Origin of the sequence: Streptomyces sp. NPDC093065 (assembly GCF_044754585.1) — a bacterium.
In the GTDB taxonomy this organism is placed as follows: domain Bacteria; phylum Actinomycetota; class Actinomycetes; order Streptomycetales; family Streptomycetaceae; genus Streptomyces.
Genome location: NZ_JBIVPJ010000012.1, coordinates 176,527 through 202,834, shown reverse-complemented (window position 1 = coordinate 202,834; position 26,308 = coordinate 176,527). Strand labels below are relative to the sequence as shown.

Below are 26,308 nucleotides of genomic sequence, written 5' to 3'. Positions count from 1 at the left end.
ACGGTGCCCGCGGGTTAAGGTCTGAGCCACACACACGGGAGGCGCTGGGTTGTTGTACGGCACGATGAAGCTCACCATCGGGGGGTCGCTGAAGCTTGCCTTCCGGCCCTGGGTGGAGGGACTGGAGCACATCCCGGCCGACGGCCCCGCCATTCTGGCGAGCAACCACCTGTCGTTCTCCGACTCGTTCTTCCTGCCCGCCGTCCTCACCCGCAAGGTGACCTTCATCGCCAAGGCCGAGTACTTCAACACGCCGGGGGCCAAGGGCAGGCTGACCGCCGCGTTCTTCAAGGGCGTGGGCCAGCTCCCGGTGGACCGCTCCGGCGCGCGCGGCGCGGGGGAGGCCGCGGTCAAGAGCGGCACAGCGGTCCTGGAGCGCGGCGAACTGTTCGGCATCTACCCCGAGGGCACCCGCTCCCCGGACGGCCGTCTCTACCGGGGCAAGCCGGGCGGCCTGGCGCGCGTGGCCCTCGCCACCGGCGCACCCGTCGTCCCGGTCGCCATGATCGACACCGAGAAGATCCAGCCGCCCGGTCAGGTGATGCCGAAGCTGATGCGGCCCGGCATCCGCATCGGCAGGCCGCTGGACTTCTCCCGCTACCAGGGCATGGAGCACGACCGCTTCGTGCTCCGCGCGGTGACCGACGAGGTCATGTACGAGATCATGAAGCTCTCCGGCCAGGAGTACGTCGACGTGTACGCGACCGCCATGAAGCGGCAGCTCGCGGAGGCGGCGAAGGCCGAGAAGGCGGCGAAGGCCGAGAAGGACCGGGCCAGGACATAGCGACATGGCCCGGGAGGGGGACAAGGGGGGGGACATGGCCAGGCGCGAGAGGGTCATGAGGATGTCGGTCGAGCTGCCGCTGTGGCGCGCGCTCGCCGGCTACCGCGTGCTCACCATGCTGTACGCGATCGGTTTCTTCGCCACCGCCTACTCCGGCTTCGCCCGCCCCTGGCCGGCCGTCGCCTACTACGCCGTCCTCTTCGTCTGGACCCTGGCCACCCTTCCCAAGGTCACCAACGCCGCGAGCTGCACCAAGCGGTTCCTCGCCGCCGACCTCACAGTGGCCCTGACCGGCATCCTGCTCACACCCTTCACCGACGCCCACGAACGCGTCATGGACGGCGGTCCGACCCTGCCGTCGATATGGACCGCCGGTTCCGTGCTGGCCTTCGCCATCAAGGGCGGCTGGCGCTGGGCGGCCGTCGCCTCCACCCTCGTCGCCGTCGCCAACCTGGTCGAACGCGGCACCCCGGCCCGCGACACCGTCCACAACGTCATCCTCGTCTGGGTGGCCTCCATCGCCATCGGCTACGTCGTCGAGGTCGCCCGCGCCTCCGAGCGCACCCTCGCGCGCGCCCTGGAGATCGAGGCGGCGACCAGGGAACGCGAGCGGCTCGCCCGGGACATCCACGACAGCGTCCTCCAGGTGCTGGCCATGGTGCAGCGCCGGGGCGCCGTCATCGGCGGCGAGGCGGCCGATCTGGGCCGGCTCGCCGGTGAGCAGGAGGTGGCCCTGCGCACCCTGGTCTCCGGCGGCCTGGTACCCGTCTCCCGCGTGTCGGAGGACGCGACCGAGGGCGCGGTCGTACGGATGGTCGAGGAACCGGAGGGCGCGGACCCGGACCGTCCCGTCGACCTGCGCGCCCTGCTCGCCCCGTACGCCGGCTCGCTGGTGAACCTCGCCGAGCCGGGCGCCCCGGTGCTCCTCGCCCCCCTCGCCGCGCGGGAGCTGGCGGCCGCCGTGGGTGCCGCCCTGGACAACGTCCGCGAGCACGTGGGCGAGCGGGCCCGCGCGTGGATCCTGGTCGAGGACGAACCGGACGAGGTGATCGTCACCGTCCGCGACGAGGGACCCGGCATCCCGGACGGACGGCTCGCCGAGGCCGAGGGCGAGGGACGGCTCGGCGTGGCCCTGTCGATCCGCGGCCGGTTGCGCGACCTCGGCGGCACGGCCGAGCTGATCTCGGTGCCCGGCCAGGGCACCGAGGTCGAACTGAAGGCACCGAAGAACACCGTCGGCACCACCGCACGGGGGAAGGCAGCGGACCATGAGTGAACGACAGGACCCCGGACGACAGGATCCGATCCGGGTCATGGTGGTCGACGACCACCCGATGTGGCGCGACGCCGTCGCACGGGACCTGGCCGAGTCCGGCTTCGACGTCGTCGCCACCGCCGGCGACGGCGACCAGGCGGTGCGCCGGGCCGCGGCCGCCGCGCCCGACGTCCTCGTGCTCGACCTCAACCTGCCCGGCAAGCCCGGCGTCCAGGTCTGCAAGGAGGTCGTCGGCGCCGATCCGAAGCTGCGCGTGCTCGTCCTCTCGGCGAGCGGGGAGCACGCCGACGTGCTGGAGGCGGTCAAGTCCGGCGCGACCGGATACCTGCTGAAGTCGGCCTCCACCGAGGAACTGCGGGACGCGGTGCGCCGCACCGCCGCCGGCGACCCGGTCTTCACCCCGGGGCTCGCCGGACTCGTCCTCGGCGAGTACCGCCGCCTGGCCTCCGAACCCGCGCCCGCCGCCGGCACCGACGACCCCGGCGCGCCCCGCCTCACCGACCGGGAGACCGAGGTGCTGCGCCTGGTCGCCAAGGGCCTGAGCTACAAGCAGATCGCCGAACGCCTCGTCATCTCCCACCGCACCGTGCAGAACCACGTCCAGAACACCCTCGGCAAGCTCCAGCTGCACAACCGGGTGGAGCTGGTGCGGTACGCGATAGAACGGGGTCTGGACGACGCCTGACCCACGCGGGACAGTGGCCTCAACCACTCACCCTGACAAAGGGGTTGTGCGATGAAGGTCGGAGTACTGACCGGAGGCGGCGACTGCCCCGGGCTCAACGCCGTCATCCGGGCCGTCGTCCGCAAGGGCGTCCAGGAGTACGGCTACGACTTCACCGGCTTCCGGGACGGCTGGCGCGGCCCCCTGGAGGGCGACACCGTCCCGCTCGACATCCCGGCCGTCCGCGGCATCCTGCCCCGCGGCGGCACCGTCCTCGGCTCCTCGCGCACCAACCCGCTCAAGGAGCGGGACGGCATCCGCCGCATCAAGGACAACCTCGCCGCACTCGGCGTCGACGCGCTCGTCACCATCGGCGGCGAGGACACCCTCGGCGTCGCCACCCGCCTCGCGGACGAGTACGGCGTGCCCTGCGTCGGCGTCCCCAAGACCATCGACAACGACCTGTCCGCCACCGACTACACCTTCGGCTTCGACACCGCCGTCGGCATCGCCACCGAGGCCATCGACCGGCTGCACACCACCGCCGAGTCCCACATGCGCGTCCTGGTCGTCGAGGTCATGGGCCGGCACGCCGGCTGGATCGCCCTCCACTCGGGCCTGGCCGGCGGCGCCAACGTCATCCTCATCCCCGAGCAGCGCTTCGACGTCGAACAGGTGTGCAACTGGGTGACCTCCCGCTTCCGGGCGTCCTACGCCCCGATCGTGGTCGTCGCCGAGGGGGCGATGCCGCGCGACGGCGACATGGTGCTCAAGGACGAGTCACTGGACTCCTACGGGCACGTCCGGCTGTCCGGGGTCGGCGAGTGGCTGGCCAAGCAGATCGAGAAACGCACCGGCAAGGAGGCGCGCACCACCGTCCTCGGGCACGTCCAGCGCGGCGGCACCCCCAGCGCCTTCGACCGCTGGCTCGCCACCCGCTTCGGACTGCACGCCGTCGACTGCGTGCACGACGGGGACTTCGGCAAGATGGTCGCCCTGCGCGGCACGGACATCGTCCGCGTCCCGATCGCCGACGCCACGGCCCGCCTGAAGACCGTCGACCCGGCGCTGTACGAGGAGGTCGGCGTCTTCTTCGGCTGACCCGCCACCGGCAACCGGCCACTGGCCGGCCGCTGACCGGCGACGGTGGGCCGAGGGTCGTATATTCGGCCCGGAGCCCACCACGACGGGAGCGGTCATGGAGATCCTTGCCTTCGGCGTCCAGGCCGACGAGAAACCCCTGATCGAGCGGGCCTTCCGCGACCACGAGGACGTCCGCTGCCTGGACGTCTTCCTCAACGAGGACACCGCCCCCATCGCGGCCGGCCACGAGATCGTCTCCACGTCCGTCAACGCCGACCTCGGTGCGGACGTCCTGGAGATCCTCGCGGCCGGCGGCACCCGGATGGTGGCCCAGCGCTCCACCGGCTTCAACAACGTCGACCTGGACACCGCCGACCGGCTCGGCATGACCGTGGCCCGGGTGTCGTACTACTCGCCGTACTCGGTCGCCGAGTTCGCCTGGGCCCTCGCCATGGCCGTCAACCGGCGGATCGTGCGCGCCTCCATCCGCACCCGCGACTTCGACTTCCGCCTCGACGGCCTGATGGGCCGGGACCTGCACGGCCGCACCGCCGGCGTCCTCGGCACCGGCAAGATCGGCGAGGCCTTCGCCCGGATCGCCCACGGCTTCGGCATGCGCCTGCTCGGCTGGGACGTCGCCGAGAACCCGGCCTGCGCCGAACTCGGCATGCGCTACGTCCCGAAGGAAGAGCTGCTCGCCCGCTCCGACCTGATCACCCTGCACGTTCCGCTGATGGCCGAGACCCGGCACCTGATCGACGCCGCCGCCCTGAAGGCGATGCGCGACGACGCCATCCTGATCAACTCCAGCCGCGGCGGCCTGATCGACACCGCGGCCCTCGTCGGCGAACTGCGCGCGGGCCGCTTCTCGGGAGTGGGCCTGGACGTGTACGAGGCGGAGGCGGGCCTGTTCTTCCTCGACAAGTCCCTGGAGGCCGTCGAGGACGACACCCTGGCCCGCCTCGTCACCTTCCCGAACGTCCTGGTCACCTCGCACCAGGCGTACTACACCGAGGACGCCGTCGGCCAGATCGTCGAGACGACGGTGCGCAACGTCCTCGACTACCGCGAGGGCCGCCGCTCGGAGAACGTGCTGGTGCCGCGCAGCTGAGCGACGATCCCCGCGCGTGCGGGGAGCGGTACGCCACGACAACGACGGCGCCCCCGGCATCGTCACGGCTGCCGGATCAGTCGTTCGGCCAGCAGCGCCGCAGTGATGGCCGAACCGTTCAGCGTGAGTACGGACTCGGGATGAAATTGCACCGACGCGAATCCCGGCCCCCGCAGCGCGTGCACCTCGCCACCCGCCGAGCGGCTCACCTCGACGCCGTGCGCGGCCAGTTCGGCGGCAGCCGCGTCGTCGCAGCGCGCGGTGAAGCTGTTGTAGAAGCCGACCGTCTCCGGCCGCCCGAACAGGTCGATCTGCGTCTGCGCGCCCTGGTACGGCACCTCCTTGCGGACGATGTCGAGCCCCAGCTCCGCCGCGATCAGCTCGTGCCCGAGGCAGACGCCGAGGACGCCGTGCCGCTGCCCCGCGATCACCTCGGCGGTCAGCGCGCGCAGGAAGCGCATCTTCGGGTCGGCCGGGTCCGAGGGGTCACCGGGCCCCGGGCCCAGCACCACCGGGCCGCCCTCGTGCCCCAGCACCGCCTCGCGCAGCCCCGGCTCGTCGTACCGCCGTACGCTCACCGCGAGCCCCGAGGAGCGCAGCACGTGCGCGAGCATCGCCGTGAAGGTGTCCTCCGCGTCGACGACCAGCGCGTGCCCGGTCAGCTCGGCCGACGGCTCCTGCATCCGCAGCCAGAACGGGGCCAGCGAGGCGCGCCGCCCGTCCAGCGCGGCCCGTACCCGTGGATCGTCGGCCAGCCCCGGCCGCCCTGCCTCCGTGCGCGGCCGGGACGGACGTACGCCCAGCGCTGCCAGTACGCCGGCCGCCTTGGCGTGGGTCTCCGCGACCTCGCCCGCCGGGTCGGAGCCCCGCACCAGCGTGGCGCCGACCGGCACCCGCAGCCGCCCCCGCGCGTCGATGTCGGCGGTACGGATCAGGATGGGGGAGTCGAGGGTCTGGGGACCGGGCAGCTGCGGTCCGGCACCCGGGTCCCGTCCGAGCAGCGCCAGCGCGCCCGCGTAGTAGCCCCGGCCGCCGGACTCGTGCCGCTCGATGACCCGGCAGGCGTTCTGCACCGGGGAGCCGGTGACCGTCGCCGCGAACATCGTCTCCCGCAGCACCTCCCGCGCGTCCAGGGAGGACCTGCCGCGCAGTTCGTACTCGGTGTGCGCGAGGTGCGCCATCTCCTTCAGCCGCGGGCCGACGACCACGCCGCCCATGTCGCCGACGGTGCACATCATCTTCAGTTCCTCGTCGACGACCATCGACAGCTCCTCGATCTCCTTGCCGTCGGCGAGGAAGTCCAGCAGGTGCTCTGGGGTCGGTCCCTCGGCGGGGTAGCGGTACGTGCCGCTGATCGGGTTCATGACGACCGTGCCGCCGGACATCCGCACGTGCACCTCCGGGCTGGCCCCCACCAGCGTGCGGTCCCCGGTGTGCACGACGAACGTCCAGTACGCGCCCCGCTCGCCCTCCAGCAGCCGCCGGAACAGCGCCAGCGCGTCGGCCCGCCCGAACCCCGGGATCCGGCCCTCGTACGTCCGGCGGATCACGAAGTTGGCGCCCTCGCCCCGCCCGATCTCCTCGTCCAGGACCCGGCCGACGATCCGCGCGTACTCCTCGTCGCCGACGTCGAAGCCGCCGCCCTCGACCCGGACCTCGTGCGCGGGCAGCTGCGCCAGCGCCTCGGCGAGCGGGATGCCGTACCGCTCCTCGGGGGTGAGCATCAGCAGCGGGGTGCCGTCGTCGCGGACGTCGAAGCCGCGCTCGCGGATCTGCCGGAAGGGGACGAGCGCCAGCCCTTCGCCGGGCAGTTCGGCGAGTCCGTCGTACTCCGTGACCGGGCCGAGCAGCAGCTCGACGAGGTCGTGGTCGTGGCCCGGGGCGCGGCGGCGGAGCAGGGCGAACGGGCGTGGATCGGTCAGGAGGCTGTCGAGCGGTGTCATGGGTCCGTGTCCTTCTCGGTTCGTCGGAGAGGAGGAACGGACCCGGGCTCGGAAACGCCGAAGGCCGCCCCTCGGGCGGCCTTCGCGGAGTCTTGAGTCGCGCGCAGTCAGCGGGCCGCCGGATGAGCGGTCCACCACCAGTTCTGGGTCGAGTGCGCGAACATGCCGCCGACCCTAGCGCATCCGCGCCCGGGCCGACGGCCCGTGTCTCAGATGATCATGCCGTACGTGTTCCAGCCGCCGCCGATCCTGGTGCGGCCCTTGAACGGCGCCGAGGCGCTGCCGGTGCCCTGGTAGAACCAGAGCACACCGTCCTTGTCGCGGGCGATCAGGTCCGGTACGCCGTCGCGGTTCAGGTCGCTGGGGCCGCGCAGCACGTCGTAGACGGACCAGCCGCCGCCGACCCTGGTGCGGCCCTCGAACACGGCCGACGCGTCGCCGGTGCCCCTGTAGAGCCACAGGACACCGCTCTTGTCGCGGGCGACGAGGTCGGGCCTGCCGTCACCGGTGAGGTCGCCGGTGTCGGTCAGCGTGTTGTAGACGGACCAGCCGCCGCCGATCCTGGTCTTGGTCCCGAAGGGCGCGGAGGTGCTGCCGGTGCCCTTGTAGAGCCAGAGCACACCGCTCTTGTCGCGGGCGATCAGGTCGGGCCTGCCGTCACCCGTGAGGTCCCGGGCGCCGGTGATCGTGTCGTAGACGGACCAGCCGCCGCCGACCCGGGTGCGCGACGCGAAGGGCTCCGTCAGGTCGCCGCTGCCCTTGTAGTACCAGAGCACGCCGCTCTTGTCGCGGGCCACCATGTCGCCGGTGCCGTCCGCGCGCAGCGCCGTGAGCGTGGTCACCGCGTTGTAGGTGTTCCAGCCGCCGCCGACGCGGAAGCGGCCGAAGAACGGCGAGGACGCGCTGCCGGTGCCCTGGTACTGCCACAGCACGCCCGAGGAGTCCCGGCCGAGGACGTCGTACCGGTCGATGCCCGGGTCGGGCGCCGTGCCCTTGACCAGCTGGACGTCGGCCGTGCGCACGTAGCCGATGCGGTGGTTGTAGCGGATCGGGTAGTACGTGGTGTCGCCCACGACCACCGTGCGCGAGCCCGCGCCCGAACCGTCGATGTTGCCGCTGTTGTAGTACGAGCCCTTCAGGGCGCCGCCGGCCAGGGCGTACTTCTGCCCGGCGAGGACGCCGTACTTGGTCAGCGACTCGTTGTTCTTGCTCTGCACCGGCACTCCGGTGCCCGTGTACGCGCTGTCCTCGGGGTAGGCGCGCCCGTACACCGGGACGGAGCCGGACCCCGCCTTGGCCGTGACCACGTCCGGTGTGCCGACGGCGGTGGCGGACTGGCCGCCCCGGTTGTAGAACCAGGCCTTCTTGCCGCCGTACCAGATGGCCGTCCAGTCCTGCTGTGCCTCGGCGACCACGAACTCGCCGCCGGCCAGGACCTTGTTGGCCCAGTTCCAGCCCTCGGTCCAGGACTGGCTGCCCAGGTACGGGTCGGTGAGCGTGGCCGAGGAGGTGGACGGCGAGGAGTACAGGTAGGTGAAGTTCGCCGGCTGCGCGGGGACCGAGGAGCCGTTGTTGGTGATCTTCGGCTGGTTCGCCGTGGTGAACGGCGGGACGACGCGGATCACCTGGCCGGCCTTGTACGGGCCGCCCGGGCCCTCGGCGCCGGTGGGGGCGCCCAGCAGGTCCATGTAGTGGTTCCAGTCCCAGAACGGGCCCGGGTCCCAGTGCTGGGACTTCACGTTGCCGTCCAGGACGCCCGGCACCTCGTCGTGGCCGAGGACGTGCTCACGGTCGAGCGGGATGTCGTACTTGCCGGCCAGGTACTTCACCAGCGCGGCCGAGGACTCGTACTGCGGCTCGGTGTACCAGCTGCCGTCCTTGATCGCGTAACCCTCGTGCTCGATGCCGATCGAGTGCATGTTGAGGGTCTTGTTGGCCGCGTGCCACGCCTCGTTCTTCGTCTCGACCAGCTGGGTGACCAGACCGTCGGAGGCGCGGATCAGGTAGTGGGCGCTCGCGTACGACAGGGAGTTCTGGAAGACGCCGAGCGCGCTGCTGTAGCTGCCCTCGGTGTCGTGGATCACGATCGAGGTGATCTCGTCGCCGGTCGTGGGGCGGCTCGCGACGTTGTAGTTGCCCCAGTCGTCGATGCCGCCGTTCTGCTTGTAGGCGGCCGGACGGAAGTCGCAGTTCAGGCCGGACGGGCACTCGGGGGCCGGGGCGGCGGAGGCCGCGGCGAGCTCCAGGTCCGTCGTCTTCTTCGGCTCCACCGCCGGGTCGGCCGGCAGGGTGAGGGACTGGCCGTCGGCGGTGACGCGCTCCTCACCGGTCTTGATCGACTCGAAGACGCGCTGCGCGAAGAGCTGGGCGCCCTTGTGGTCGGGGGCCTGACTGGCGCGGGCCACGGCCGGGTACCAGGCGCCGGGGTCCTCGGGCAGCGAACCGGTCGCGGCCTTCTGGTACTTGGCCAGCAGCGCGGCACCCGCCCGGATGCTCTCGCCGGTGTCGCTCTGCACCTTGTCGGCCGGGGCGTCGATGAGCTCGGCCGCCTCGTCCAGGGTGTGCAGCCGCGGGTCGGCGGTGTCGACGGGCTTCTCGTCGAGGCTGTCGAGCGCCTTGTCGGCGTCGAAGTGCTTCTCGACGACCGGGTCGCCGCTGCGGTTCATGTGCTCGAGCCGGTGCTCGCGATCCTCGGCGGCGCCGCCGTTGTCCAGGCTGTCCGGGTCGACGTCCGTGAGACCCATGACGTTGTACGCGCCGGTGGTGCTCGGCAGCCCGTCGTGGTCCTCCCAGCGGGTCTGCCGGTAGGAGACGGCCATCAGCACGCTCTGCGGGACGTCGAACTCCTCGGCGGCCCGCTCGAACTCGCTCTGCAGGCGGGCCCCCGGGGGCACGGCCGCCTGGGCGGCGTCGGAGCCCAGCAGGCCCGGCGAGGCCAGGGCCAGGGTGCCGGCCGTGGCGGCGACGGCCACCGCCGAGGCGATGCCGTAGACGAGCAGCTTCTTCTTGTTGCGGTTTCTTCGGTGCTCCGCGCTCAAAACCCCACCCCGGTGTGCGCTCGATATGAATATGTCCGCGAGTCGGCTGTGACGCGAACTCGGAAGGCGCGTGAGGTTACCAACCCGGCCGCGGCGGCCCGCGCCGGGGGCCCGTCCCACTCGTCGGGCCAGGCGGAAAGCCGTGTTCCGGAAGCTCGAGGCACTGCTGTGGTGGGCGCCTTCTGCTCCCCGCACGCGCGGGGCTGACGGGCGTACCCCGCCGACGGGCTACGCCCGTCTCACGGACTGGGCGTGGTAATGGACGCTCCGACCGACCGCGTACTGTTGGGCGCGTGACCGTGAACGCTGATTCCCGAAGCGTCGCCGCTCAGGCGACATGGCGAAGCCTGCCCGCGGCGCAGCAGCCCGAGTACCCGGATGCCGAGGCTCTGCGCGATGTGATCGCCGAGCTCGAGTCGTATCCGCCGCTCGTCTTCGCCGGAGAGTGCGACCAGCTGCGTGCCCGCATGGCCGCGGTCGCCCGGGGAGAGGCGTTCGTCCTACAGGGCGGCGACTGCGCCGAGTCCTTCGACGCGGTGTCCGCCGAGCACATCAGGGCCAAGCTCAAGACCCTCCTCCAGATGGGCGCCGTCCTCACCTACGCCGCGTCCGTCCCCGTGGTGAAGGTCGGCCGGATCGCCGGCCAGTACTCCAAGCCGCGCTCCAAGCCGACCGAGACCCGCGACGGCGTGACGCTGCCGACCTACCGCGGCGACTCCGTCAACGGCTTCGACTTCACCGAAGAGGCCCGGATCCCGGACCCCGAGCGCCTCAAGCGGATGTACCACGCCTCGGCGTCCACGCTGAACCTGGTGCGCGCCTTCACCACCGGCGGTTACGCCGACCTGCGCCAGGTGCACGCCTGGAACCAGGACTTCGTGAAGTCCTCCCCCTCCGGCCAGCGCTACGAGCAGCTCGCCCGGGAGATCGACAACGCGCTGAACTTCATGCGGGCCTGCGGGACGGACCCGGCCGAGTTCCAGACCGTCGAGTTCTTCTCCTCGCACGAGGCGCTGCTGCTCGACTACGAGTCGGCCCTCACCCGCGTCGACTCGCGCACCGGGCAGCTGTACGACGTCTCCGGGCACATGGTGTGGATCGGCGAGCGCACCCGGCAGCTGGACCACGCGCACATCGAGTTCGCCTCGCGGATCCGCAACCCCATCGGCATCAAGCTCGGCCCGACCACCACGGCCGAGGAGGCGCTGCAGTACATCGAGCGCCTGGACCCGGACCGCGAGCCCGGCCGGCTGACCTTCATCGTCCGGATGGGCGCGGACAAGATCCGCGACCGGCTTCCCGAGCTGGTGGAGAAGGTCACCGCGTCCGGTGCCACCGTCGCCTGGATCACCGACCCGATGCACGGCAACACCTACGAGGCGGCCTCCGGTCACAAGACCCGCCGCTTCGACGACGTGCTCGACGAGGTCAAGGGCTTCTTCGAGGTGCACAAGTCGCTCGGCACCCACCCGGGCGGCATCCACGTGGAGCTGACCGGCGACGACGTCACCGAGTGCGTGGGCGGCGGCGACGAGATCTTCGTCGACGACCTGCACCAGCGCTACGAGACGGCCTGCGACCCGCGCCTCAACCGCAGCCAGTCGCTCGACCTGGCGTTCCTGGTGGCGGAGATGTACCGGGACCAGTGACGGTCCGCCCCCGGAGGGGCGGGTGAAATGGGGCGCGGGTCACACGGGATCCGCGCCCCTCCCACTTTTGCCGGCCTTGCGCGATGGGTAAGGTTAGGTTTGCCTCACCGATCAGTCGGGCCCTCCGGTCGTCGGTACGGCACGACCTTGTACCCCGCCCGGGAGGTGAACCGCGTGTTCGTCTGCAGCTGCTTCGGTGTCACCGAGGAACAGGTGAAGAGCCACGCGGAGGCCGGCGCGTGCACGCCCCGGCAGATCGCCTCCGCCTGCAAGGCGGGCACCGACTGCGGCGGCTGCGTACGCCGGATCCAGGCCCTGCTCGGTCGCGGCGCCTGTCCCCGCCGGCAGCTGGCCGACCAGGGAGCGCCGGTCCTCGCGGAGCTTCCCGAGGCGGCCTGAGGCAGGCTCCGCCTAGAGCGAGCCCGGTCCCGACGGGTCCGGCTGGGACTGCTCGATCACCGTCGACAGGTACAGCGACTCGCCCAGCTTCTCGATCAGGTCGAGCTGGGTCTCCAGGTAGTCGATGTGGTGCTCCTCGTCGGCGAGGATCGCCTCGAAGACGTTGGCCGACGTGATGTCGTGCTTGGCCCGCATCACCTCGATGCCCCGGCGCAGCCGGTCGATCGCCTCCAGCTCGATCTCCCGGTCGGCCTGGAACATCTCGGTCACGCTCTGGCCGACCCGCACGTGGAAGAGCCGCTGGTAGTTCGGCAGGCCGTCCAGGAGCAGGATGCGGTCGGTGAGCACCTCCGCGTGACGCATCTCGTCGAAGGACTCCGCGCGGGTGTACTTCGCGAGCTTGGTCCAGCCCTTGTGGTCCTGCAGCTTCGCGTGCAGGAAGTACTGGTTGATGGCCGTGAGCTCGGCGGTCAGCTGCTCATTGAGGAACTCGATGACTTCCGGGTCGCCCTGCATCGCTTGACGCTCCTTCGAACGGGAACATGCGTGTTGCGCGGCATGATTGCACCGGCTTCGAAGATCGTCCAGTAAGTGTTGACTTAGTAAGTAAGTACAGGCTTAGTCGGCTTGGTCGTGATTGTTGATGTTTGCCCGAATGTAAGTGGGGTGGGTCGGGGACATCGGTCCGGGTCTGTCAGGATGGAGACATGGGTCAGGCGGTGGAAGACGGATCGGGAGAAGACGGTTCGCAAGGAGCGTCGCGGTTCGAGCTCCCGCCCGGACAGCGGCTGCAGCGCGGCTGGCCGGTCACGCACTACGGCCCGGTCCCCAAGTTCCGCCCGGAGCGCTGGGAGTTCCGGGTCTTCGGCGCCACCACCGACGACGAGAAGCACGCCTGGACCCACGACGAGTTCACCGCCCTGCCGTACACCACGGTCGTCGCCGACCTGCACTGCGTCACGAAGTTCAGCATGCTCGGCTCGGAGTGGGGCGGTGTCCCGGCCGCCGCGATCCTGGACCTCGCGCCGCCCGCGCCCGCCGTCACCCACGTGATGGTCTGGGCCGAGTACGGCTTCAGCTCCAACCTCAGGCTGTCCGACTTCGCCGCCGAGCGCACCCTCTTCGCCACCCACAAGGACGGCGAGCTGCTCACCGCCGAGCACGGCTTCCCGCTGCGGCTGGTGGTCCCGCACCTGTACGCCTGGAAGGGCCCGAAGTGGGTCCGCGGCATCGAGTACATGACCGCCGACCGGCGCGGCTTCTGGGAGGAGCGCGGCTACCACAACATCGGCGACCCGTGGCGGGAGCAGCGCTACTCCTACCAGGAGGAGCCCGGAGACGGCCCCGAGCTGTGAGCCGCCGGGGCGCCCTCGGGGTCAGCCGTCGCGCAGCTTCTTCAGCCGCTCCACGTCCGCCGCGTGCCCCTGCTTGCCGCCGGGCGTCTCGATGACCAGCGGCACGCCCTCGGTCGCCGGGTGGGTCATCAGCGCCCGGAAGGGGTCCTCGCCGATGTGACCGGCGCCGATGTTCTCGTGCCGGTCCTTGTGCGCTCCCGCCACGTCCTTGGAGTCGTTGGCGTGGATCAGCTTCAGCCGGCCCTCGCCGACCGTCTCCACCAGCAGGTCGAGGGTCTGGTGCATGCCGGAAGGACCGGTCAGGTCGTGGCCGGCCGCGAAGATGTGGCAGGTGTCCAGACACACGCCCAGCTTCGGATGGGCGTCCAGCGCCTCGAAGTACGGCCCGAAGTCCCAGGTCCGCGAGCACAGCGAGGCGCCCTGCCCGGCCGTCGACTCCAGGAGCAGGTACGGATCGTCCTCGTGGGTCAGCTCGTCGAGCAACGGCAGCATGTGCTCCCTGACCTGCTTCAGCGCCACCGACCGGTCCCGTCCGCCGGTGGCGCTCCCGGTGTGCACCACGACGCCGAGCGCCCCGACGGCCCGCCCCCGCCGCAGCGAGTGCCGCAGCGACTCCACCGACCGCTCCACCGTCGCCTCGGTGTGCGAACCGAAGTTGATCAGGTACGGGGCGTGCACGTACGCGGGGATCGACCCGGCCGCGCAGGCCTCCCGGAAGGCCTCGTCCTGCTTCGGGTTGCCGGCCGGCGTGGCCCAGCCGCGCGGGTTGGCGACGAAGACCTGCACGGTCTCCGCCTTCAGCTCACGGGCGTAGGACAGCCCCACGGAGTGCAGCCCGCCGGCCACCGGGACGTGGCCGCCGACGGGATTGCGGGGGAGGGCGGCGGGGACCGCCGAGGGGGCGGACTGTTGACTCTTCACCCATCCAGGGTGTCATGCGGCCGCCGGTGCCCCGTCACCTGATGGTGATCTTGATGGTCGACCCCTCGGGAGCCGTGTCCCCGCCGTCCACGGACTGCTTCTTGACGGTGTCGCCGAACAGCCCGAGCAGCCCGCGGTCCTCGTCCACCTCGAAGCCCGCGTCCTGGAGCTCCTGCTTGGCGTCGTCCACGCTGTCCCCGACCACGTCCGGGACCTCGATCATCCGGGGGCCCTTGGACAGGGTGAGCGTCACCGTGTCGCCCTCGGCGGCCCGGCCGCCCGGGTCCGGTGTCTGCCGGGCCACCCGGCCGCTGTCGTACTCCGAGTTCACCCGCTCGTCGGCGACCTTCACCTTCAGGCCCGCCTCCTCCATCTCGCCCCGTGCGTCGTCCAGGTCGTCGCCGGTGACGTCCGGGACGTCGATCGGGCTGCCCTTGCTGACGACCAGGGCGACCGCGGAGCCCGCGCGCACCGTGGTGCCCGACCCCGGCTTGGTGGAGATCACGAAGCCCTTGGCCACCTCGTCGCTGAACGCCCGGGTCACCATCCCCGGCTCCAGCCCCTCGTCCCCGAGCAGCGTCCGGGCCTTGTCCAGCTTGTAGCCCGTCACGTCCGGCAGCTTCACGGTGTCGGGGCCGTCGGAGACGGTGAGCGACACGGAGTCGTTCTTCCGGATGCGGTCGCCCACCCCCGGGTCGGTGCTGATGACCTTGCCGCGCTCCACGGTGTCGCTGTAGGCGTGCTTCACCTTGCCGACGTCCAGCCCGGCCTCGTCCAGCCGGTCCCGGGCCTGCGCCTCGGTCTTGGACAGCAACGGCGGCACCTTGGTGAACTGGCCGGAGTTGATGTACCAGACGCCGGTGCCGACGCCGAGCAGCAGCAGGACGGCCAGGACGACCGTCAGCGGCCCGCGGCGCGGCCGGGGCAGGCGGGACCTGGGCGGGGCCGGCGGGGGTGCCGCGAGCCGACTCGTGCGGCTGACCCCGTCCGAGGGGAACGCGCCGGCGGTGCCGTCGCCCTCGTCGTCCTCGTTGACGGGCAGCGGCCGGGGCATCGTCAGCGCGCGCGGGATCACACTCGTGCGGTCGTCGGCGTTGTCGTGCTCCGCGGCGAGCGCCTGCGGCGGCACCGCGTCCAGCTGGTCCGCGCTCAGCGCCTCCCGCGCCTCGCGGGCCCGTGCGAGCAGCGCCACGGCGTCGTGCGGCCGGATCTCCGGGTTGCGCGCCGTCGCGGCGGCGACCAGCTCGTCCAGCTCGACCGCCATCTCCGGCACGGCGGCCGACGGGGGCGGTACGTCCTCGTGCAGGTGCTTGTAGAGCACCGCGGCGGGGGAGTCGCCGTCGTGCGGCTTGGCGCCGGTCAGCATCTCGTACAGCACGACACCGCACGCGTACACGTCGACCCTGGGGTCGGCCGTGCCGTGCTCGATCTGCTCGGGCGCGAGGTAGGAGACGGTACCGAGGACGGCGCCGGTGGTGCTGGTCACCGTGTTCACGGCGCGGACCAGTCCGAAGTCGGCGACCTTGACCCGGCCGTCGTCCCCTATCAGCACGTTCTCCGGCTTCATGTCCCGGTGCACGAAGCCCGCCCGGTGCGCGGCACCGAGCGCGGCGAGGACCGGCTCCAGGATGTCCAGCGCGGCCCGCGGCCGGAGCGCCCCGCGCTCGCGCAGCACGTCCCGCAGGGTGCAGCCGGCGATGTACTCCATCGCCAGGTAGACGTACGCCCCCTCGGCCCCCTGGTCGAAGACCTGGACGACATTGGGGTGGTCGAGCCGGGCCACCGACTTGGCCTCGCGGATGAACCGCTCGACGAAGGTGGCGTCGGTCGCGAGCGTCGGGTGCATCACCTTCAGCGCGAGCACGCGGTCCAGGCGGGTGTCCACGGCCCGGTAGACCGTGGCCATCCCGCCGACCGCGATCCGCGCCTCGACGCGGTACCGGCCGTCGAGCACCTGCCCGACGAGAGGGTCCTGAAGGGTCGTGTCCACGCAGGTGAGTCTACGAGCCGCCACGGACACCCCGCGCCGCCGTCCGAAACCGGGGCGGTACTGAAGCGCACCTGTGACGTACGCGACGCGCGTCCGCGCGACGCCCGCAGCCCTCGCCCCGCCGGGGACGGGCTGCCGCCGACGGCGAGGCACCACGACGGGTCGGTCCACCTCATGTCCGACTGGAAACGGGTGCTGCGCGGGTGGGAGAAAAGACCCCGGGACCGCGCCGGGCCGCTAAAAAGCGGGCCGCTCCGGATCCAGCACCGCCAAGCCCTCCGCAGGAGACGACGCCTCGGCGAAGTGCCGCCGCGGAATCCGTCCCGCCCGCCGAGCCAGCCGCCCCGCCTCCACGGCGTACCGCATCCCCTCCGCCATGAGTACCGGCTCCTGCGCCCGCGTCACCGCCGAGGCCAGCATCACACCCGCACACCCCAGCTCCATCGCCAGCGCCACGTCCGACGCCGTACCGGCCCCCGCGTCCAGAATCACCGGCACGCGCGCGTGCTCCACGATCAGCTGGAAGTTGTGCGGGTTGCGGATCCCGAGCCCGGAGCCGATCGGTGAGCCCAGCGGCATGATCGCCGCACACCCGGCGTCCTCCAGCTTCCGCGCGAGCACCGGGTCGTCGTTCGTGTACGGCAGAACCGTGAAGCCGTCGTCGACCAGCGTCTCCGCCGCGTCCAGCAGTTCGACCGGGTCCGGCAGCAGCGTGCGCTCGTCGGCGATGACCTCCAGCTTGACCAGGTCCGTGCCGAGCGCCTCGCGCGCCAGCCGCGCGGTGAGGACGGCCTCCCCGGCCGTGAAACAGCCGGCCGTGTTCGGCAGCACCCGGATGCCGAGCCGCTCCAGTACGGACAGCACGGACCCGTGCACCGAGGCGTTCACCCGCCGCATCGCGACGGTCGTCAGCTCCGTGCCGGAGGCCACCAGCGCGCGCTCCAGCACGTCCAGGCTGGGCGCCCCGCCCGTACCCATGATCAGGCGGGAGCCGTACGACGTGCCGCCGAGGACGAAGGGATCGTCGGCCATGGTCAGCCTCCTTGGACAGCGGTGAGGACCTCGACGCGGTCGCCGTCGGCCAGGGCGGTGGCGGGCCACTGCGCGCGCGGGACGACGGTTTCGTTCAGGGCGGCGGCCACTCCGGACGGTGCCGCGGTGAGCGTGCCCACCAGCGCGTCCAGGGCCGTGCCGGGAGCCACCTCGTGCGGCTCGCCGTTGACGGAGATGGTGAGAGGGCTCATACGGGCTGCTCCGAGAGTTCCGAGGGCGCCGGGAGTTCCGGGAGTGCGGGGGCGGCGTCGAAGCGCCGCGGGGTGAAGGGGCGGGCCTCGTCCGGCAGCTCCCCGGCGGTCAGGGCGTGCGCCATCACGTCGCCGGTGACCGGGGTGAGCAGGACGCCGTTGCGGTAGTGGCCGGTGGCCAGCAGCAGGCCGTCCAGAGCGGTCGGGCCGAGCAGCGGGGCGTTGTCCGGGGAGCCGGGGCGCAGACCCGCGCGGGTCTCCGTCAGCGGCAGTTCCGTGATCCCGGGGACCAGCTCGTGGGCGTCGCGCAGCAGCTCGTAGACGCCGCCCGCGGTGACCGTCGTGTCCCAGCCCAGCTCCTCGCTGGTGGCGCCGACGACCAGCTCACCGCTCTCCCGGGGCACCAGGTAGACGTGGTTGCCGCGCACCACGGCGCGCACGGTCCGGTTCAGCAGCGGTCCGTGCGTCCCCGGCATCGTCAGCCGCAGCACCTGTCCCTTCACCGGCCGCACCGGCGGCAGCACGGCCTCCGGCACGCCCGCGAGCCGGCCGCTCAGGCTGCCCCCGGCCAGGACCACCCGCCCGGCCTCCAGCACCGTGCCGTCGCCGGTGACAACACCGGTGGCCCGGTCCCCGCGCCCGACGGTGAGCCGCTCGGCCCACACCCGGTGGAAGACCACGCCCGCCCGTTCGCAGGCGGTCACCAGCGCGTGGGCGAGGCGCCGCGGGTCGATCTGGTGGTCGCCGTCCACCCGGAGGCCCCCGCGCACGCCCGGCGCGAGCATCGGCTCCAGACGCCGGCACTCGCGCCCCGACAGCCACTCCGACTCCAGGCCGCAGCGCTGCTGGAGCGCGTGCAGTTCGCGCAGGTGGGCGCGGTCGTCCGCGTCCAGCGCGACGGCGAGCGTGCCGCAACGGCGGTAACCGAGGTCCTGGCCGGTCAGCTCGGCCAGCTCGGCCGCGAACTCCGGGTAGCGGCGGGCCGAGGCGAGGTTCAGCGCGAGCAGCGTCTCCTCGCCGTAGTGCAGCTCCGTGACGGCGGCCAGCATCCCGGCCGCCACCTGGGCCGCGCCGCCGCCCGGCTCGGGATCCACGAGGGCCGTGACCAGCCCGCGCTGCGCGGCCCGCCAGGCCGTGACCAGCCCGACGATCCCGCCGCCGACGACGAGCACGTCGGGCGCAGCAGACGTACGAGGCGTGTGTGGTGGAGACGACATGGGCGTCCAGCCCCTCCCTTCGCCGGCATGACCCGGATCAGGTTCGTACGGTCGGAGGCCGCCAGCCTCCCTCTCAGCCCGGTGCGTCCGGGCTCCCGCGAGTGCCTTGCGTTGGCCACCCTAGCCCGCAGCGCGTCGCACGGGTAAGGGAGCCTCCGCGGGTTCGGACGACGGTCTCGTTCCGACCGGCGAAACGCCGGGTGTCTATGGTGATCAGGTGAGCGATCAGACGCGGGAACGGGGACAGGGACCGGCGGCGGACGCCGAGCGCCGGGTGGTCGTGGTGGGCGCCGGAATGGCGGGCGTGCAGACCGCGGTCGCCCTGCGGGAACAGGGCTTCACCGGTCCGGTTACCCTGATCGGCGCGGAGCCGCACCAACCGTACGACCGCCCTCCGCTGTCCAAGGCCGTTCTGCTCGGCACCGCCGAGGGCTCTGCCTTCGACGTCGACTTCGAGGCCCTCGGCATCACCCTGCGGCTGGGCTGCGAGGCCCTGGGTGTCCGCCCCGGCGACCACGTCCTGGACACCTCCGAGGGACCCGTGCCGTACGACGCCCTGGTCCTGGCGACCGGCGCCGAACCGGTCCGGCTCCCCGGCGCCGAGGGCGTGCCCGGCGTGCACCTGCTGCGCACCCTGGACGACGCCGAACGGCTGCGCCCGGTGCTGGCCCGGCAGCACGACGTCGTGGTCGTCGGCGCGGGCTGGATCGGCGCCGAGTTCGCCACCGCCGCGCGCGGGGCGGGCTGCGCGGTGACCGTGGTGGAGGCCGCCGACCGGTTGCTGGCCGACGCGCTGCCCGCCGAGGTGGCCGCGCCGATGACCTCCTGGTACGCCGACGCGGGCGCCGAACTGCGCACCCGCGCGCGCGTGGAGCGCGTCGAACCCGGCGGCCCCGGCGAGCCCGGCCGGGTCGTCCTCGACGACGGCACGCGGCTGTCCGCCGACGCGGTCGTCGTCGGCATCGGCGCCCGTCCGGCCACCGGCTGGCTCGCCGGCTCCGGCATCGCCCTGGGCGCGCACGGCGAGGTCCTGGCCGACGACCTCCTGCGCACCTCCGCGCCGGACGTCCACGCGGTGGGCGACTGCGCCTCCTTCCCTTCCGCCCGCTACGGCGAGCGGCTGCTGGTGCACCACTGGGACAACGCCCTGCAGGGACCGCGCACGGTCGCCGCCGACATCGTCGGCTCCCCGGGCGGCGGGGTCCCGGCGGCCTACGACCCGGTGCCGTACTTCTGGTCCGAGCAGTTCGGCCGCTTCGTCCAGTACGCCGGTCACCACACGGCCGCCGACACCGTCCGGTGGCGCGGCGACCCCTCGGCCCCGGCCTGGACGGTCTGCTGGCTGCGCGAGGGCCGCCTGGTCGCCCTGCTGGCGGTGGGCCGCCCCCGCGACCTGGCGCAGGGCAAGCGCCTGATCCAGGCGGGCACGACGATGGACCCGGACCTGCTGGCCGACCCGGCGAAGCCGCTGAAGGCGGCGACGGCGGCGGCGTAGTCCGGTTTCCGACTGTCAGTGCCAGGTGGCAGGCTGGTGCCGTGACCGAGATTGACGCAAAGACCGATGCTCTCGTGCCCGCCTGGCTCACCGTCCCCGACATCGCCGAGAAGCTCGGCGTCGAGGTGACCCGGGTACGCCAGCTGATCAAGGAAGGCCAGCTCATCGCCGTCCGCCGCGGTGAGAACCGCGCGCTGCACGTCCCCGCGGCCTTCATCGACGAGGACAAGGTCGTCAAGGGCCTGGTAGGGACCCTGACGCTGCTGCGGGACGACGGCTTCACGGCCGAGGAGATGCTGGAGTGGCTCTTCACGCCGGACCCGAGCCTGCCCGGCACCCCCGCCCAGGCGCTGACCGAGAACCGCGGTACGGAGGTGAAGCGCCGCGCCCAGGCGCTCGCCGTCTGACCCGCGGCACCGCTGATCCGTCGCACCGATGATCCGCGGCACCGATGATCCGGTGCACAGCTGATCCGGCGCGTCGCCGATCCGCGATTCGCCGCACCGCCCGGCGTACGAGCCGCGGACCACGGCCCGGGAGAGGCCCGGTCCGCGGCCCGTATGCCAGAATCGCGCGGCCCGTCGTGGGCCCACGCCACCGAACCGGGGGGACACCCGCATGCCCGACACCGCCCCGACCACCGCCCGCGCCCGGCTCGCCGACGCCCGGCTCTACCTGTGCACGGACGCCCGCCGCAGCCAGGGCGATCTGCCCGAGTTCCTCGACGCCGTGCTCGCCGGCGGGGTCGACATCGTGCAGCTGCGGGACAAGGGCATGGAGGCGGCCGAGGAACTGGAGCACCTGAGGGTCTTCGCCGACGCCTGCGCCCGCCACGGCAAGCTCCTCGCGGTCAACGACCGCGCGGACGTCGCGCACGCCGCCGGTGCCGATGTGCTGCACCTCGGCCAGGGAGACCTGCCGGTGCCCGCCGCACGGGCGATCCTCGGGGACGGCGTCCTCGTCGGCCGCTCCACGCACGCCGAGTCCGAGGCCGCCGCTGCCGCCGTCCAGCAGGGCGTGGACTACTTCTGCACCGGACCGTGCTGGCCGACCCCCACCAAGCCCGGCCGTCACGCCCCCGGCCTCGACCTGGTCCGGTACACGGCGGCGCTGGGCACCGACCGCCCCTGGTTCGCGATCGGAGGCATCGACCTCGGCAACCTCGACGAGGTGCTGGAGGCCGGCGCCCGGCGCGCGGTCGTCGTCCGCGCGATCACCGCCGCCGACGACCCGGGCGCGGCGGCGGCCGAGTTCGCGAAGCGGCTGCGGCAGGCCCCGGCGGGGGAGTAGCCGCGGGAGCCGCGCCGGAGCCGATCGCGGGCCGACTGTCCAAAAGGTGGACAACAACTCGACAATATGGACAAATATCCCGCATCCGGTTGGGTGGCCGTCACACCCTGGCTAACCTGCCGGTATGGCCCTCGGAACCGCAAGCACGAGGACTGATCGCGCCCGCACGGTGCGTGACATCCTCGCCACCGGCAAGACGACGTACTCGTTCGAGTTCTCGGCGCCGAAGACGCCCAAGGGCGAGAAGAACCTGTGGAGTGCGCTGAGGCGGGTCGAGGCCGTGGCCCCGGACTTCGTCTCCGTGACCTACGGTGCCGGCGGCTCCACGCGCGCGGGCACGGTCCGGGAGACCCAGCAGATCGTCGCCGACACCACGCTGACCCCGGTGGCCCACCTCACGGCCGTCGACCACTCCGTCGCCGAGCTGCGCAACATCATCGGCCAGTACGCCGACGCCGGGATCCGCAACATGCTCGCGGTGCGCGGCGACCCGCCCGGCGACCCGAACGCCGACTGGATCGCGCACCCCGAGGGCCTCACGTACGCCGCCGAACTGGTCCGGCTCATCAAGGAGTCGGGGGACTTCTGCGTCGGCGTCGCGGCCTTCCCGGAGATGCATCCGCGCTCCGCGGACTGGGACGCGGACGTGACGCACTTCGTCGACAAGTGCCGGGCCGGCGCCGACTACGCGATCACCCAGATGTTCTTCCAGCCCGAGTCCTACCTCCTGCTGCGCGACCGGGTCGCGGCGGCCGGCTGCGAGACCCCGGTCATTCCCGAGGTCATGCCGGTGACCAGTGTGAAGATGCTGGAGAGGTTGCCGAAGCTCAGCAACGCCTCGTTCCCCGCGGAGCTGAAAGAGCGGATCCTCGCAGTCAAGGACGATCCGGCGGCTGTACGCTCGATCGGCATCGAGTTCGCCACGGAGTTCTGCGCGCGGCTGCTGGCCGAGGGTGTGCCCGGACTGCACTTCATCACGCTCAACAACTCCACGGCGACGCTGGAAATCTACGAGAACCTGGGCCTGCACCACCCACCGCGGGCCTAGACCGGCCGCACGTATTTGCGACACACTGCGTAACGGCCACTGGGAGAGGGGCGTACATGGGCTGGACGGTCCTCTACATCGCGTTCGGCGGCGTCGCGCTGTGGCTGCTCGGCGAGGTGCTGCTGCAGTACAAGGCGCGGCTGCGCTGGCGGCTGCTCGCCTTCGGCGGCTTCGTCGGCGTCGTGGCCGGCGTGCTGATGTCGAACGTGCTCGTCATCGGTGTCGGCGCGGCCGCCTTCGCGGTCGGCCAGACCTACGTCACCCTGTCGTTCCGCCGAGGCTTCGAGGCGGGCTGGGCGGTCAACGCCCCGGCGAGCCTCGTCGGCAAACGCGGGCGTCCCGAACGGGGCCGCCAGGACCCGACGTTGGAGGTCTCCGGGCTCGAACCCGCCGAGGGCGAGGACCCTCGCGACGGCTACGACGAGCGCGCCCAGGACCACGCCCAGGGCCAGGACGTCCCGCCGTACCCGAGCGACGACTACGACCGCGACGACGTCTTCGCCCCGGCCCGCCCCACCGCCGACCCCACGGCCGCCGAGACCACCGCCGTCTACGCACCGCAGCCCATGCCGGACGACACCGGCTCCTACGGCGTGTACGCCGACGCCGGCTACGGCACCGGCCGGCAGCAGGCGGCGGCACCGGGCGCCGACCAGGCCTACGCCTACGACTACTCGGGCTACGGGCAGCAGCAGGGCTACGGCTACGACACCGGCGCGCAGCAGCAGTACGCCGCGTACTCCGACCCGTACATCGGCACCCACACCTACGACGGCGGGGCGTACGACACCGGCGGCTACGACACGGCCGGGGCGCAGCAGCAGTACGGCCAGCAGGGCTACGCGCAGGATCCGTACGCCACCGGCGTCCCCGGCGGCTACGCCGGCGAGACCCCGGCCGGCGGGGTGTGGGTGCCGCAGCAGCGCAGCACCGACGACCCCTACGGCGGCGAACTCCCGGCCGAGCAGCCCTATCCCTACCAGGGCAACGACCAGACGCAGCGTCAGAACCAGGGCTACGACGAGCAGTACCGCTTCTGACGCTCCCGGCCGGTGCCGGGCCGGTGGGCCGCGCGGCCTCGCGGAGACCGCTCACCGGAGTCAAGCGGAGACCGCTCACCGGGATCGTGCGGAGACCGCTCACCGGATCACTGGGACCCGCGGAACTCCGGTCCCTCCACCACGAGTCCGGCGACCAGCGCGCCCGACATGCCCGCGTGCGGGAGGCCCCCGCCGGGGTGCGACCAGCCGCCGACCGTGAACAGGCCTTCCGTGCGCGTGCTGTTCGCCGCGTGCAGCAGCCGTCCGCCGGCCCCCGCCAGCGCCGGCACCGGAATCGCCCCGTCCGGCACACCGGTGTCCGCCGCGACCTCGGCCGGGGTGCGCACCTCGTGCCACAGGAGACGCTCGCGCAGGCCGGGCACCGCCCGCCGGGCGACGTCGATCAACCGCTCGGCCCGGTGGGCGGACACCTCGGCCGTGGGCCGGTCCGGCCCGCCGCCCAGGGCGGGCACCGTCGCACAGAGCGTGACCGCCTCGTGGTCCGAGTCCGGGACCAGCGCCGGGTCGTCGGGCCGCAGGACGGTGACGGTCGGCGACGCGGCCATCTCGGCGGCGGCACCGAACAGGCCGTCCAGCTCGGCCCCGGCATCGCGCGCGTGCACCACCGTCCGGTGCGCCGTGCCCTCGGGACGGCCGCCCCGCAGCGCCAGCAGCACCGTCAGCCGGCTCGCCCCACCGCGCTGCGCGGGCACCGCGTCCCCGCCCCGCACCGGTGATCCGCCGCGGAGGCGGTCCAGGACGTCCGGCGCCACCCCGCAGACCACGAACTCGGCCTCTTCGACGGCCCCTTCGGCCGGCTCCACGCCCACCACCCGGCCGTCCTTCTCGACGATCCCGGTGACCTCGGTCCCGAAGCGGAACTCGACCCGGCGGGCCAGGCACCGTTCGTACACCGCCCGCGCCAGCTCCCGCAGCCCGCCGCCGCGCACGTACCACATGCCGAACGCGTACTCCATGTACGGCAGCACGGCGGCGTTCGCCGGGGCGGTGCGGGGGTCCAGACCGTACGCGAGGGCGTGGCCGTCCAGCAGTGCGGCGAGACGGGGGTCGCGCAGCTCCAGGGTGCCGACCTCGGCGAGCGTGCCGGCCCGGCGGGTGCGCAGCAGCCGCTTGTGCGGAACCGCCGGATAGGGCTCGCGCTCGGCCAGCACCCGCCAGTTCGGCCAGAGCGGCTCCTCCAGCAGGGGGCGGCGGGTCCGGTCCCAGGTCTCCCGGGCCCGCACCAGGAACTCCCCCCAGCGCTGCCCGGCGCCCGCGCCGAGCGCGGCGTCCAGGGCGGCGACGACACCCGCGCGCGAGGCGTTCGGCAGCGAGACCTCCGTGCCGTCCGCGAACACGTGCCGGCAGGACGGGTCGACCTGGACCAGCTCGACGCGGGACTCCAGCGGCTCCTTGCCGGTCTTCACGAACAGGTCGCGCCAGACCGCGGGCAGCGGAAGCAGACCGGGGCCGGTGTCGAAGGAGAACCCGTCCCGCTCGAAGCGGCCCAGGGCTCCGCCGTAGGTCCGCGTCCGCTCGTACACCACCACCCGGTGGCCCGCGACGGCCAGCCGGGCGGCGGCCGCCATCGCGCCCATCCCGGCGCCGATCACCGCAATCCGTGCCATGCCAGGGACTTTATCCGCCACCGGCCGCACTCCGGTGCGAGGGCTGAGTACCGCGACGGACGTCCACGTGACCGGCCGGCGGGACCGCGCCGTGGGGCGGGGTGCGCAGGACTGAGTAGGTGTACCTAGGCCGGCAGATGAGTACGCGCGCGGATGGGCTCCGACCTGCGGGAACGAGAGAGTGGAGACACGGAGAGGGGCACGGCTCCGGAACCGGCGGCACGGGGCGCCGGAACGGAGCCGGGCCCGCGATCCGCTCCTTCCGCCGGCCACGGTCGGCGGGAGCGAGACGGGGGAGCCCGGAGGGACGACCGGCGACGGGAGTCCCGACGGGGGGACGTACGGGGGAGCAGGAGAAGGCGCCGGTCCGAGGGCGGCCCGCGGGGGACGCGGCCACCACGGACCGGCGTTCTTCGTGCCCGGATCAGGGGCGTCCGCTCACCCGCCCCTGGAGCAGCCGCGACAGCGCGGCGTGCACGTCGTCCAGGGATCGCTCCGGCTGGAACGCCTTCCAGTCCAGCGCGGCCACCAGCACCATGCCGACGAGCGCGGCGGCGGTCAGCGGCACGTCGACCTCGTCACTGAACTCACCGCTCGCCACGCCCTCGCGCAGCACGCCCTCCACCACCGCCACGGCCTCCTGGCGGACCACCAGCAGCGTGGACTGCCAGGCCCGGTTGGTGCGCCACAGCTCGGCCACGTACAGCTGGGTGAAGGCCGGGTAGCGGTCGATGAAGACGAGCCCCGCGCGGATCATCGCGTCCAGGGCGTCGACCCGGCCGAGCCCCTCCCGCGCCGTTCGCTGCGCGGCCTGGCGCAGCGAGGCGGTCAGGAGGCCGACACCGTGCCGCAGCAGCTCCTCGAAGAGGACGGACTTGCTGGCGAAGTTGTAGTAGACCGTGCCCTTCGCGACCCCGGCCCGCTCGGCGATCTCGTCCACGGTGGTGGCGGAGAAGCCCTGCTCGGCGATGAGGGTGACCGCCGCCTCGTACAGCTTCTGCCGGGTGGCCTCGCGACGACCGCCGCTCTGCGAGGCGGTGCTGCTGCTTTCCATGGTCCCGATTCTCACAGCACCCCGCGGGGCGATGTCACCGCAGGCCCGCCGAGCAAGCGAACCGAACTGTCGATCGAAG

Annotated in this window: 24 protein-coding genes and 1 riboswitch; of the genes, 13 read left to right on the top strand and 11 right to left on the bottom strand. The window is 72.5% G+C overall.

Annotated elements, in window-relative coordinates; genetic code table 11:
- Positions 1-64: 64 nt before the first annotated feature.
- From ACIQFU_RS22010 to ACIQFU_RS21990, 5 genes are all read left to right on the top strand, one after another.
- Positions 65-784, top strand: a complete 720-nt coding sequence (locus tag ACIQFU_RS22010) for a lysophospholipid acyltransferase family protein (RefSeq protein ID WP_402553702.1) — start codon at positions 65-67, stop codon at positions 782-784.
- A 34-nt stretch (positions 785-818) separates the two neighbouring features.
- On the top strand, positions 819-2,060 hold the full coding sequence (gene macS / locus ACIQFU_RS22005) for a MacS family sensor histidine kinase (protein WP_402553700.1): 1,242 nt from the start codon (positions 819-821) through the stop codon (positions 2,058-2,060).
- Entirely contained in the window at positions 2,053-2,745 is a 693-nt protein-coding gene (locus ACIQFU_RS22000) for a response regulator (RefSeq protein WP_402553699.1), read from the top strand. The genes macS and ACIQFU_RS22000 overlap by 8 nt, the downstream gene beginning before the upstream one ends.
- A gap of 51 nt (positions 2,746-2,796) precedes the next feature.
- Complete coding sequence (locus ACIQFU_RS21995; RefSeq protein ID WP_402553697.1) at positions 2,797-3,825, top strand: 6-phosphofructokinase; 1,029 nt, start codon at positions 2,797-2,799, stop codon at positions 3,823-3,825.
- A 97-nt stretch (positions 3,826-3,922) separates the two neighbouring features.
- Entirely contained in the window at positions 3,923-4,918 is a 996-nt protein-coding gene (locus tag ACIQFU_RS21990; protein WP_402553696.1) for a 2-hydroxyacid dehydrogenase, read from the top strand.
- A gap of 62 nt (positions 4,919-4,980) precedes the next feature.
- On the opposite strand, the gene ACIQFU_RS21985 is transcribed toward ACIQFU_RS21990, so the two are convergent.
- The 3 genes from ACIQFU_RS21985 to ACIQFU_RS21975 form a co-directional block, all read right to left on the bottom strand.
- Positions 4,981-6,861: an anthranilate synthase family protein gene (locus tag ACIQFU_RS21985; protein WP_402553694.1), complete on the bottom strand. Its 1,881-nt coding sequence runs from the start codon at positions 6,859-6,861 to the stop codon at positions 4,981-4,983.
- A 107-nt stretch (positions 6,862-6,968) separates the two neighbouring features.
- Positions 6,969-7,025, bottom strand: a complete 57-nt coding sequence (locus tag ACIQFU_RS21980) for a trp operon leader peptide (RefSeq protein WP_078516689.1) — start codon at positions 7,023-7,025, stop codon at positions 6,969-6,971.
- Positions 7,026-7,070: 45 nt separating this feature from the next.
- A complete protein-coding gene (locus tag ACIQFU_RS21975; RefSeq protein ID WP_402553693.1) occupies positions 7,071-9,899 on the bottom strand; it encodes an N-acetylmuramoyl-L-alanine amidase in 2,829 nt (942 codons plus the stop codon).
- 293 nt (positions 9,900-10,192) lie between these two features.
- On the opposite strand from ACIQFU_RS21975, the gene ACIQFU_RS21970 reads away from it, so the two are divergent.
- Complete coding sequence (locus ACIQFU_RS21970) at positions 10,193-11,548, top strand: class II 3-deoxy-7-phosphoheptulonate synthase (RefSeq protein ID WP_402553691.1); 1,356 nt, start codon at positions 10,193-10,195, stop codon at positions 11,546-11,548.
- A gap of 165 nt (positions 11,549-11,713) precedes the next feature.
- Complete coding sequence (locus ACIQFU_RS21965) at positions 11,714-11,947, top strand: bacterioferritin-associated ferredoxin (protein WP_030869393.1); 234 nt, start codon at positions 11,714-11,716, stop codon at positions 11,945-11,947.
- A gap of 12 nt (positions 11,948-11,959) precedes the next feature.
- On the opposite strand, the gene bfr is transcribed toward ACIQFU_RS21965, so the two are convergent.
- Complete coding sequence (bfr, locus tag ACIQFU_RS21960) at positions 11,960-12,463, bottom strand: bacterioferritin (protein WP_127894764.1); 504 nt, start codon at positions 12,461-12,463, stop codon at positions 11,960-11,962.
- 191 nt (positions 12,464-12,654) lie between these two features.
- On the opposite strand from bfr, the gene ACIQFU_RS21955 reads away from it, so the two are divergent.
- Positions 12,655-13,302, top strand: a complete 648-nt coding sequence (locus ACIQFU_RS21955; RefSeq protein ID WP_402553690.1) for a sulfite oxidase-like oxidoreductase — start codon at positions 12,655-12,657, stop codon at positions 13,300-13,302.
- Positions 13,303-13,323: 21 nt separating this feature from the next.
- Here ACIQFU_RS21955 and ACIQFU_RS21950 read toward each other — a convergent pair whose 3' ends face one another.
- The 5 genes from ACIQFU_RS21950 to thiO all read right to left on the bottom strand — a co-directional run bounded on the left by ACIQFU_RS21950 (position 13,324) and on the right by thiO (position 18,674).
- On the bottom strand, positions 13,324-14,223 hold the full coding sequence (locus ACIQFU_RS21950; RefSeq protein ID WP_402553688.1) for a deoxyribonuclease IV: 900 nt from the start codon (positions 14,221-14,223) through the stop codon (positions 13,324-13,326).
- Between the two features lie 34 nt (positions 14,224-14,257).
- Positions 14,258-16,213 (bottom strand): Stk1 family PASTA domain-containing Ser/Thr kinase, encoded by a 1,956-nt coding sequence (pknB, locus tag ACIQFU_RS21945; protein WP_402553686.1) that lies wholly within the window; start codon positions 16,211-16,213, stop codon positions 14,258-14,260.
- A 237-nt stretch (positions 16,214-16,450) separates the two neighbouring features.
- The gene (locus ACIQFU_RS21940; protein WP_402553685.1) at positions 16,451-17,245 is read right to left on the bottom strand and encodes a thiazole synthase; all 795 of its coding nucleotides are present in this window, start codon (positions 17,243-17,245) and stop codon (positions 16,451-16,453) included.
- Positions 17,246-17,247: 2 nt separating this feature from the next.
- Positions 17,248-17,457, bottom strand: coding sequence for a sulfur carrier protein ThiS (gene thiS / locus ACIQFU_RS21935; protein WP_402553683.1), 210 nt, complete (start codon positions 17,455-17,457; stop codon positions 17,248-17,250).
- Complete coding sequence (gene thiO / locus ACIQFU_RS21930; RefSeq protein WP_402553681.1) at positions 17,454-18,674, bottom strand: glycine oxidase ThiO; 1,221 nt, start codon at positions 18,672-18,674, stop codon at positions 17,454-17,456. The genes thiS and thiO overlap by 4 nt, the downstream gene beginning before the upstream one ends.
- A riboswitch (TPP riboswitch) is annotated at positions 18,672-18,783 on the bottom strand. Its footprint overlaps the gene before it by 3 nt.
- A 108-nt stretch (positions 18,784-18,891) precedes the next feature.
- On the opposite strand from thiO, the gene ACIQFU_RS21925 reads away from it, so the two are divergent.
- The 5 genes from ACIQFU_RS21925 to ACIQFU_RS21905 all read left to right on the top strand — a co-directional run bounded on the left by ACIQFU_RS21925 (position 18,892) and on the right by ACIQFU_RS21905 (position 23,547).
- Positions 18,892-20,169: an NAD(P)/FAD-dependent oxidoreductase gene (locus ACIQFU_RS21925; protein WP_402553679.1), complete on the top strand. Its 1,278-nt coding sequence runs from the start codon at positions 18,892-18,894 to the stop codon at positions 20,167-20,169.
- 41 nt (positions 20,170-20,210) lie between these two features.
- A complete protein-coding gene (locus ACIQFU_RS21920) occupies positions 20,211-20,576 on the top strand; it encodes an Rv2175c family DNA-binding protein (protein WP_373902016.1) in 366 nt (121 codons plus the stop codon).
- A gap of 211 nt (positions 20,577-20,787) precedes the next feature.
- On the top strand, positions 20,788-21,459 hold the full coding sequence (gene thiE, locus ACIQFU_RS21915) for a thiamine phosphate synthase (protein WP_402553677.1): 672 nt from the start codon (positions 20,788-20,790) through the stop codon (positions 21,457-21,459).
- Between the two features lie 124 nt (positions 21,460-21,583).
- Entirely contained in the window at positions 21,584-22,507 is a 924-nt protein-coding gene (gene metF / locus ACIQFU_RS21910) for a methylenetetrahydrofolate reductase [NAD(P)H] (RefSeq protein WP_402553675.1), read from the top strand.
- Positions 22,508-22,563: 56 nt separating this feature from the next.
- Entirely contained in the window at positions 22,564-23,547 is a 984-nt protein-coding gene (locus tag ACIQFU_RS21905) for a hypothetical protein (RefSeq protein WP_402553673.1), read from the top strand.
- A gap of 107 nt (positions 23,548-23,654) precedes the next feature.
- On the opposite strand, the gene ACIQFU_RS21900 is transcribed toward ACIQFU_RS21905, so the two are convergent.
- Positions 23,655-25,175 (bottom strand): phytoene desaturase family protein, encoded by a 1,521-nt coding sequence (locus ACIQFU_RS21900; RefSeq protein ID WP_402553671.1) that lies wholly within the window; start codon positions 25,173-25,175, stop codon positions 23,655-23,657.
- A 424-nt stretch (positions 25,176-25,599) separates the two neighbouring features.
- Positions 25,600-26,229: a TetR/AcrR family transcriptional regulator gene (locus ACIQFU_RS21895; RefSeq protein WP_402553670.1), complete on the bottom strand. Its 630-nt coding sequence runs from the start codon at positions 26,227-26,229 to the stop codon at positions 25,600-25,602.
- Positions 26,230-26,308 lie beyond the last annotated feature (79 nt).

What these genes read in the sequence shown, in the direction of transcription:
- ACIQFU_RS21990 (WP_402553696.1), top strand. Translation starts at nt 3,923, where the DNA reads ATGGAGATCCTTGCCTTCGGCGTCCAGGCCGACGAGAAACCCCTGATC.
- metF (WP_402553675.1), top strand. Translation starts at nt 21,584, where the DNA reads ATGGCCCTCGGAACCGCAAGCACGAGGACTGATCGCGCCCGCACGGTG.
- ACIQFU_RS21900 (WP_402553671.1), bottom strand. Translation starts at nt 25,175, where the DNA reads ATGGCACGGATTGCGGTGATCGGCGCCGGGATGGGCGCGATGGCGGCC.
- bfr (WP_127894764.1), bottom strand. Translation starts at nt 12,463, where the DNA reads ATGCAGGGCGACCCGGAAGTCATCGAGTTCCTCAATGAGCAGCTGACC.
- ACIQFU_RS21940 (WP_402553685.1), bottom strand. Translation starts at nt 17,245, where the DNA reads ATGGCCGACGATCCCTTCGTCCTCGGCGGCACGTCGTACGGCTCCCGC.
- macS (WP_402553700.1), top strand. Translation starts at nt 819, where the DNA reads ATGGCCAGGCGCGAGAGGGTCATGAGGATGTCGGTCGAGCTGCCGCTG.
- ACIQFU_RS22010 (WP_402553702.1), top strand. Translation starts at nt 65, where the DNA reads ATGAAGCTCACCATCGGGGGGTCGCTGAAGCTTGCCTTCCGGCCCTGG.
- ACIQFU_RS21985 (WP_402553694.1), bottom strand. Translation starts at nt 6,861, where the DNA reads ATGACACCGCTCGACAGCCTCCTGACCGATCCACGCCCGTTCGCCCTG.
- ACIQFU_RS21905 (WP_402553673.1), top strand. Translation starts at nt 22,564, where the DNA reads ATGGGCTGGACGGTCCTCTACATCGCGTTCGGCGGCGTCGCGCTGTGG.
- ACIQFU_RS21995 (WP_402553697.1), top strand. Translation starts at nt 2,797, where the DNA reads ATGAAGGTCGGAGTACTGACCGGAGGCGGCGACTGCCCCGGGCTCAAC.
- thiS (WP_402553683.1), bottom strand. Translation starts at nt 17,457, where the DNA reads ATGAGCCCTCTCACCATCTCCGTCAACGGCGAGCCGCACGAGGTGGCT.
- thiO (WP_402553681.1), bottom strand. Translation starts at nt 18,674, where the DNA reads ATGTCGTCTCCACCACACACGCCTCGTACGTCTGCTGCGCCCGACGTG.
- ACIQFU_RS21895 (WP_402553670.1), bottom strand. Translation starts at nt 26,229, where the DNA reads ATGGAAAGCAGCAGCACCGCCTCGCAGAGCGGCGGTCGTCGCGAGGCC.
- thiE (WP_402553677.1), top strand. Translation starts at nt 20,788, where the DNA reads ATGCCCGACACCGCCCCGACCACCGCCCGCGCCCGGCTCGCCGACGCC.
- ACIQFU_RS21955 (WP_402553690.1), top strand. Translation starts at nt 12,655, where the DNA reads ATGGGTCAGGCGGTGGAAGACGGATCGGGAGAAGACGGTTCGCAAGGA.
- ACIQFU_RS22000 (WP_402553699.1), top strand. Translation starts at nt 2,053, where the DNA reads ATGAGTGAACGACAGGACCCCGGACGACAGGATCCGATCCGGGTCATG.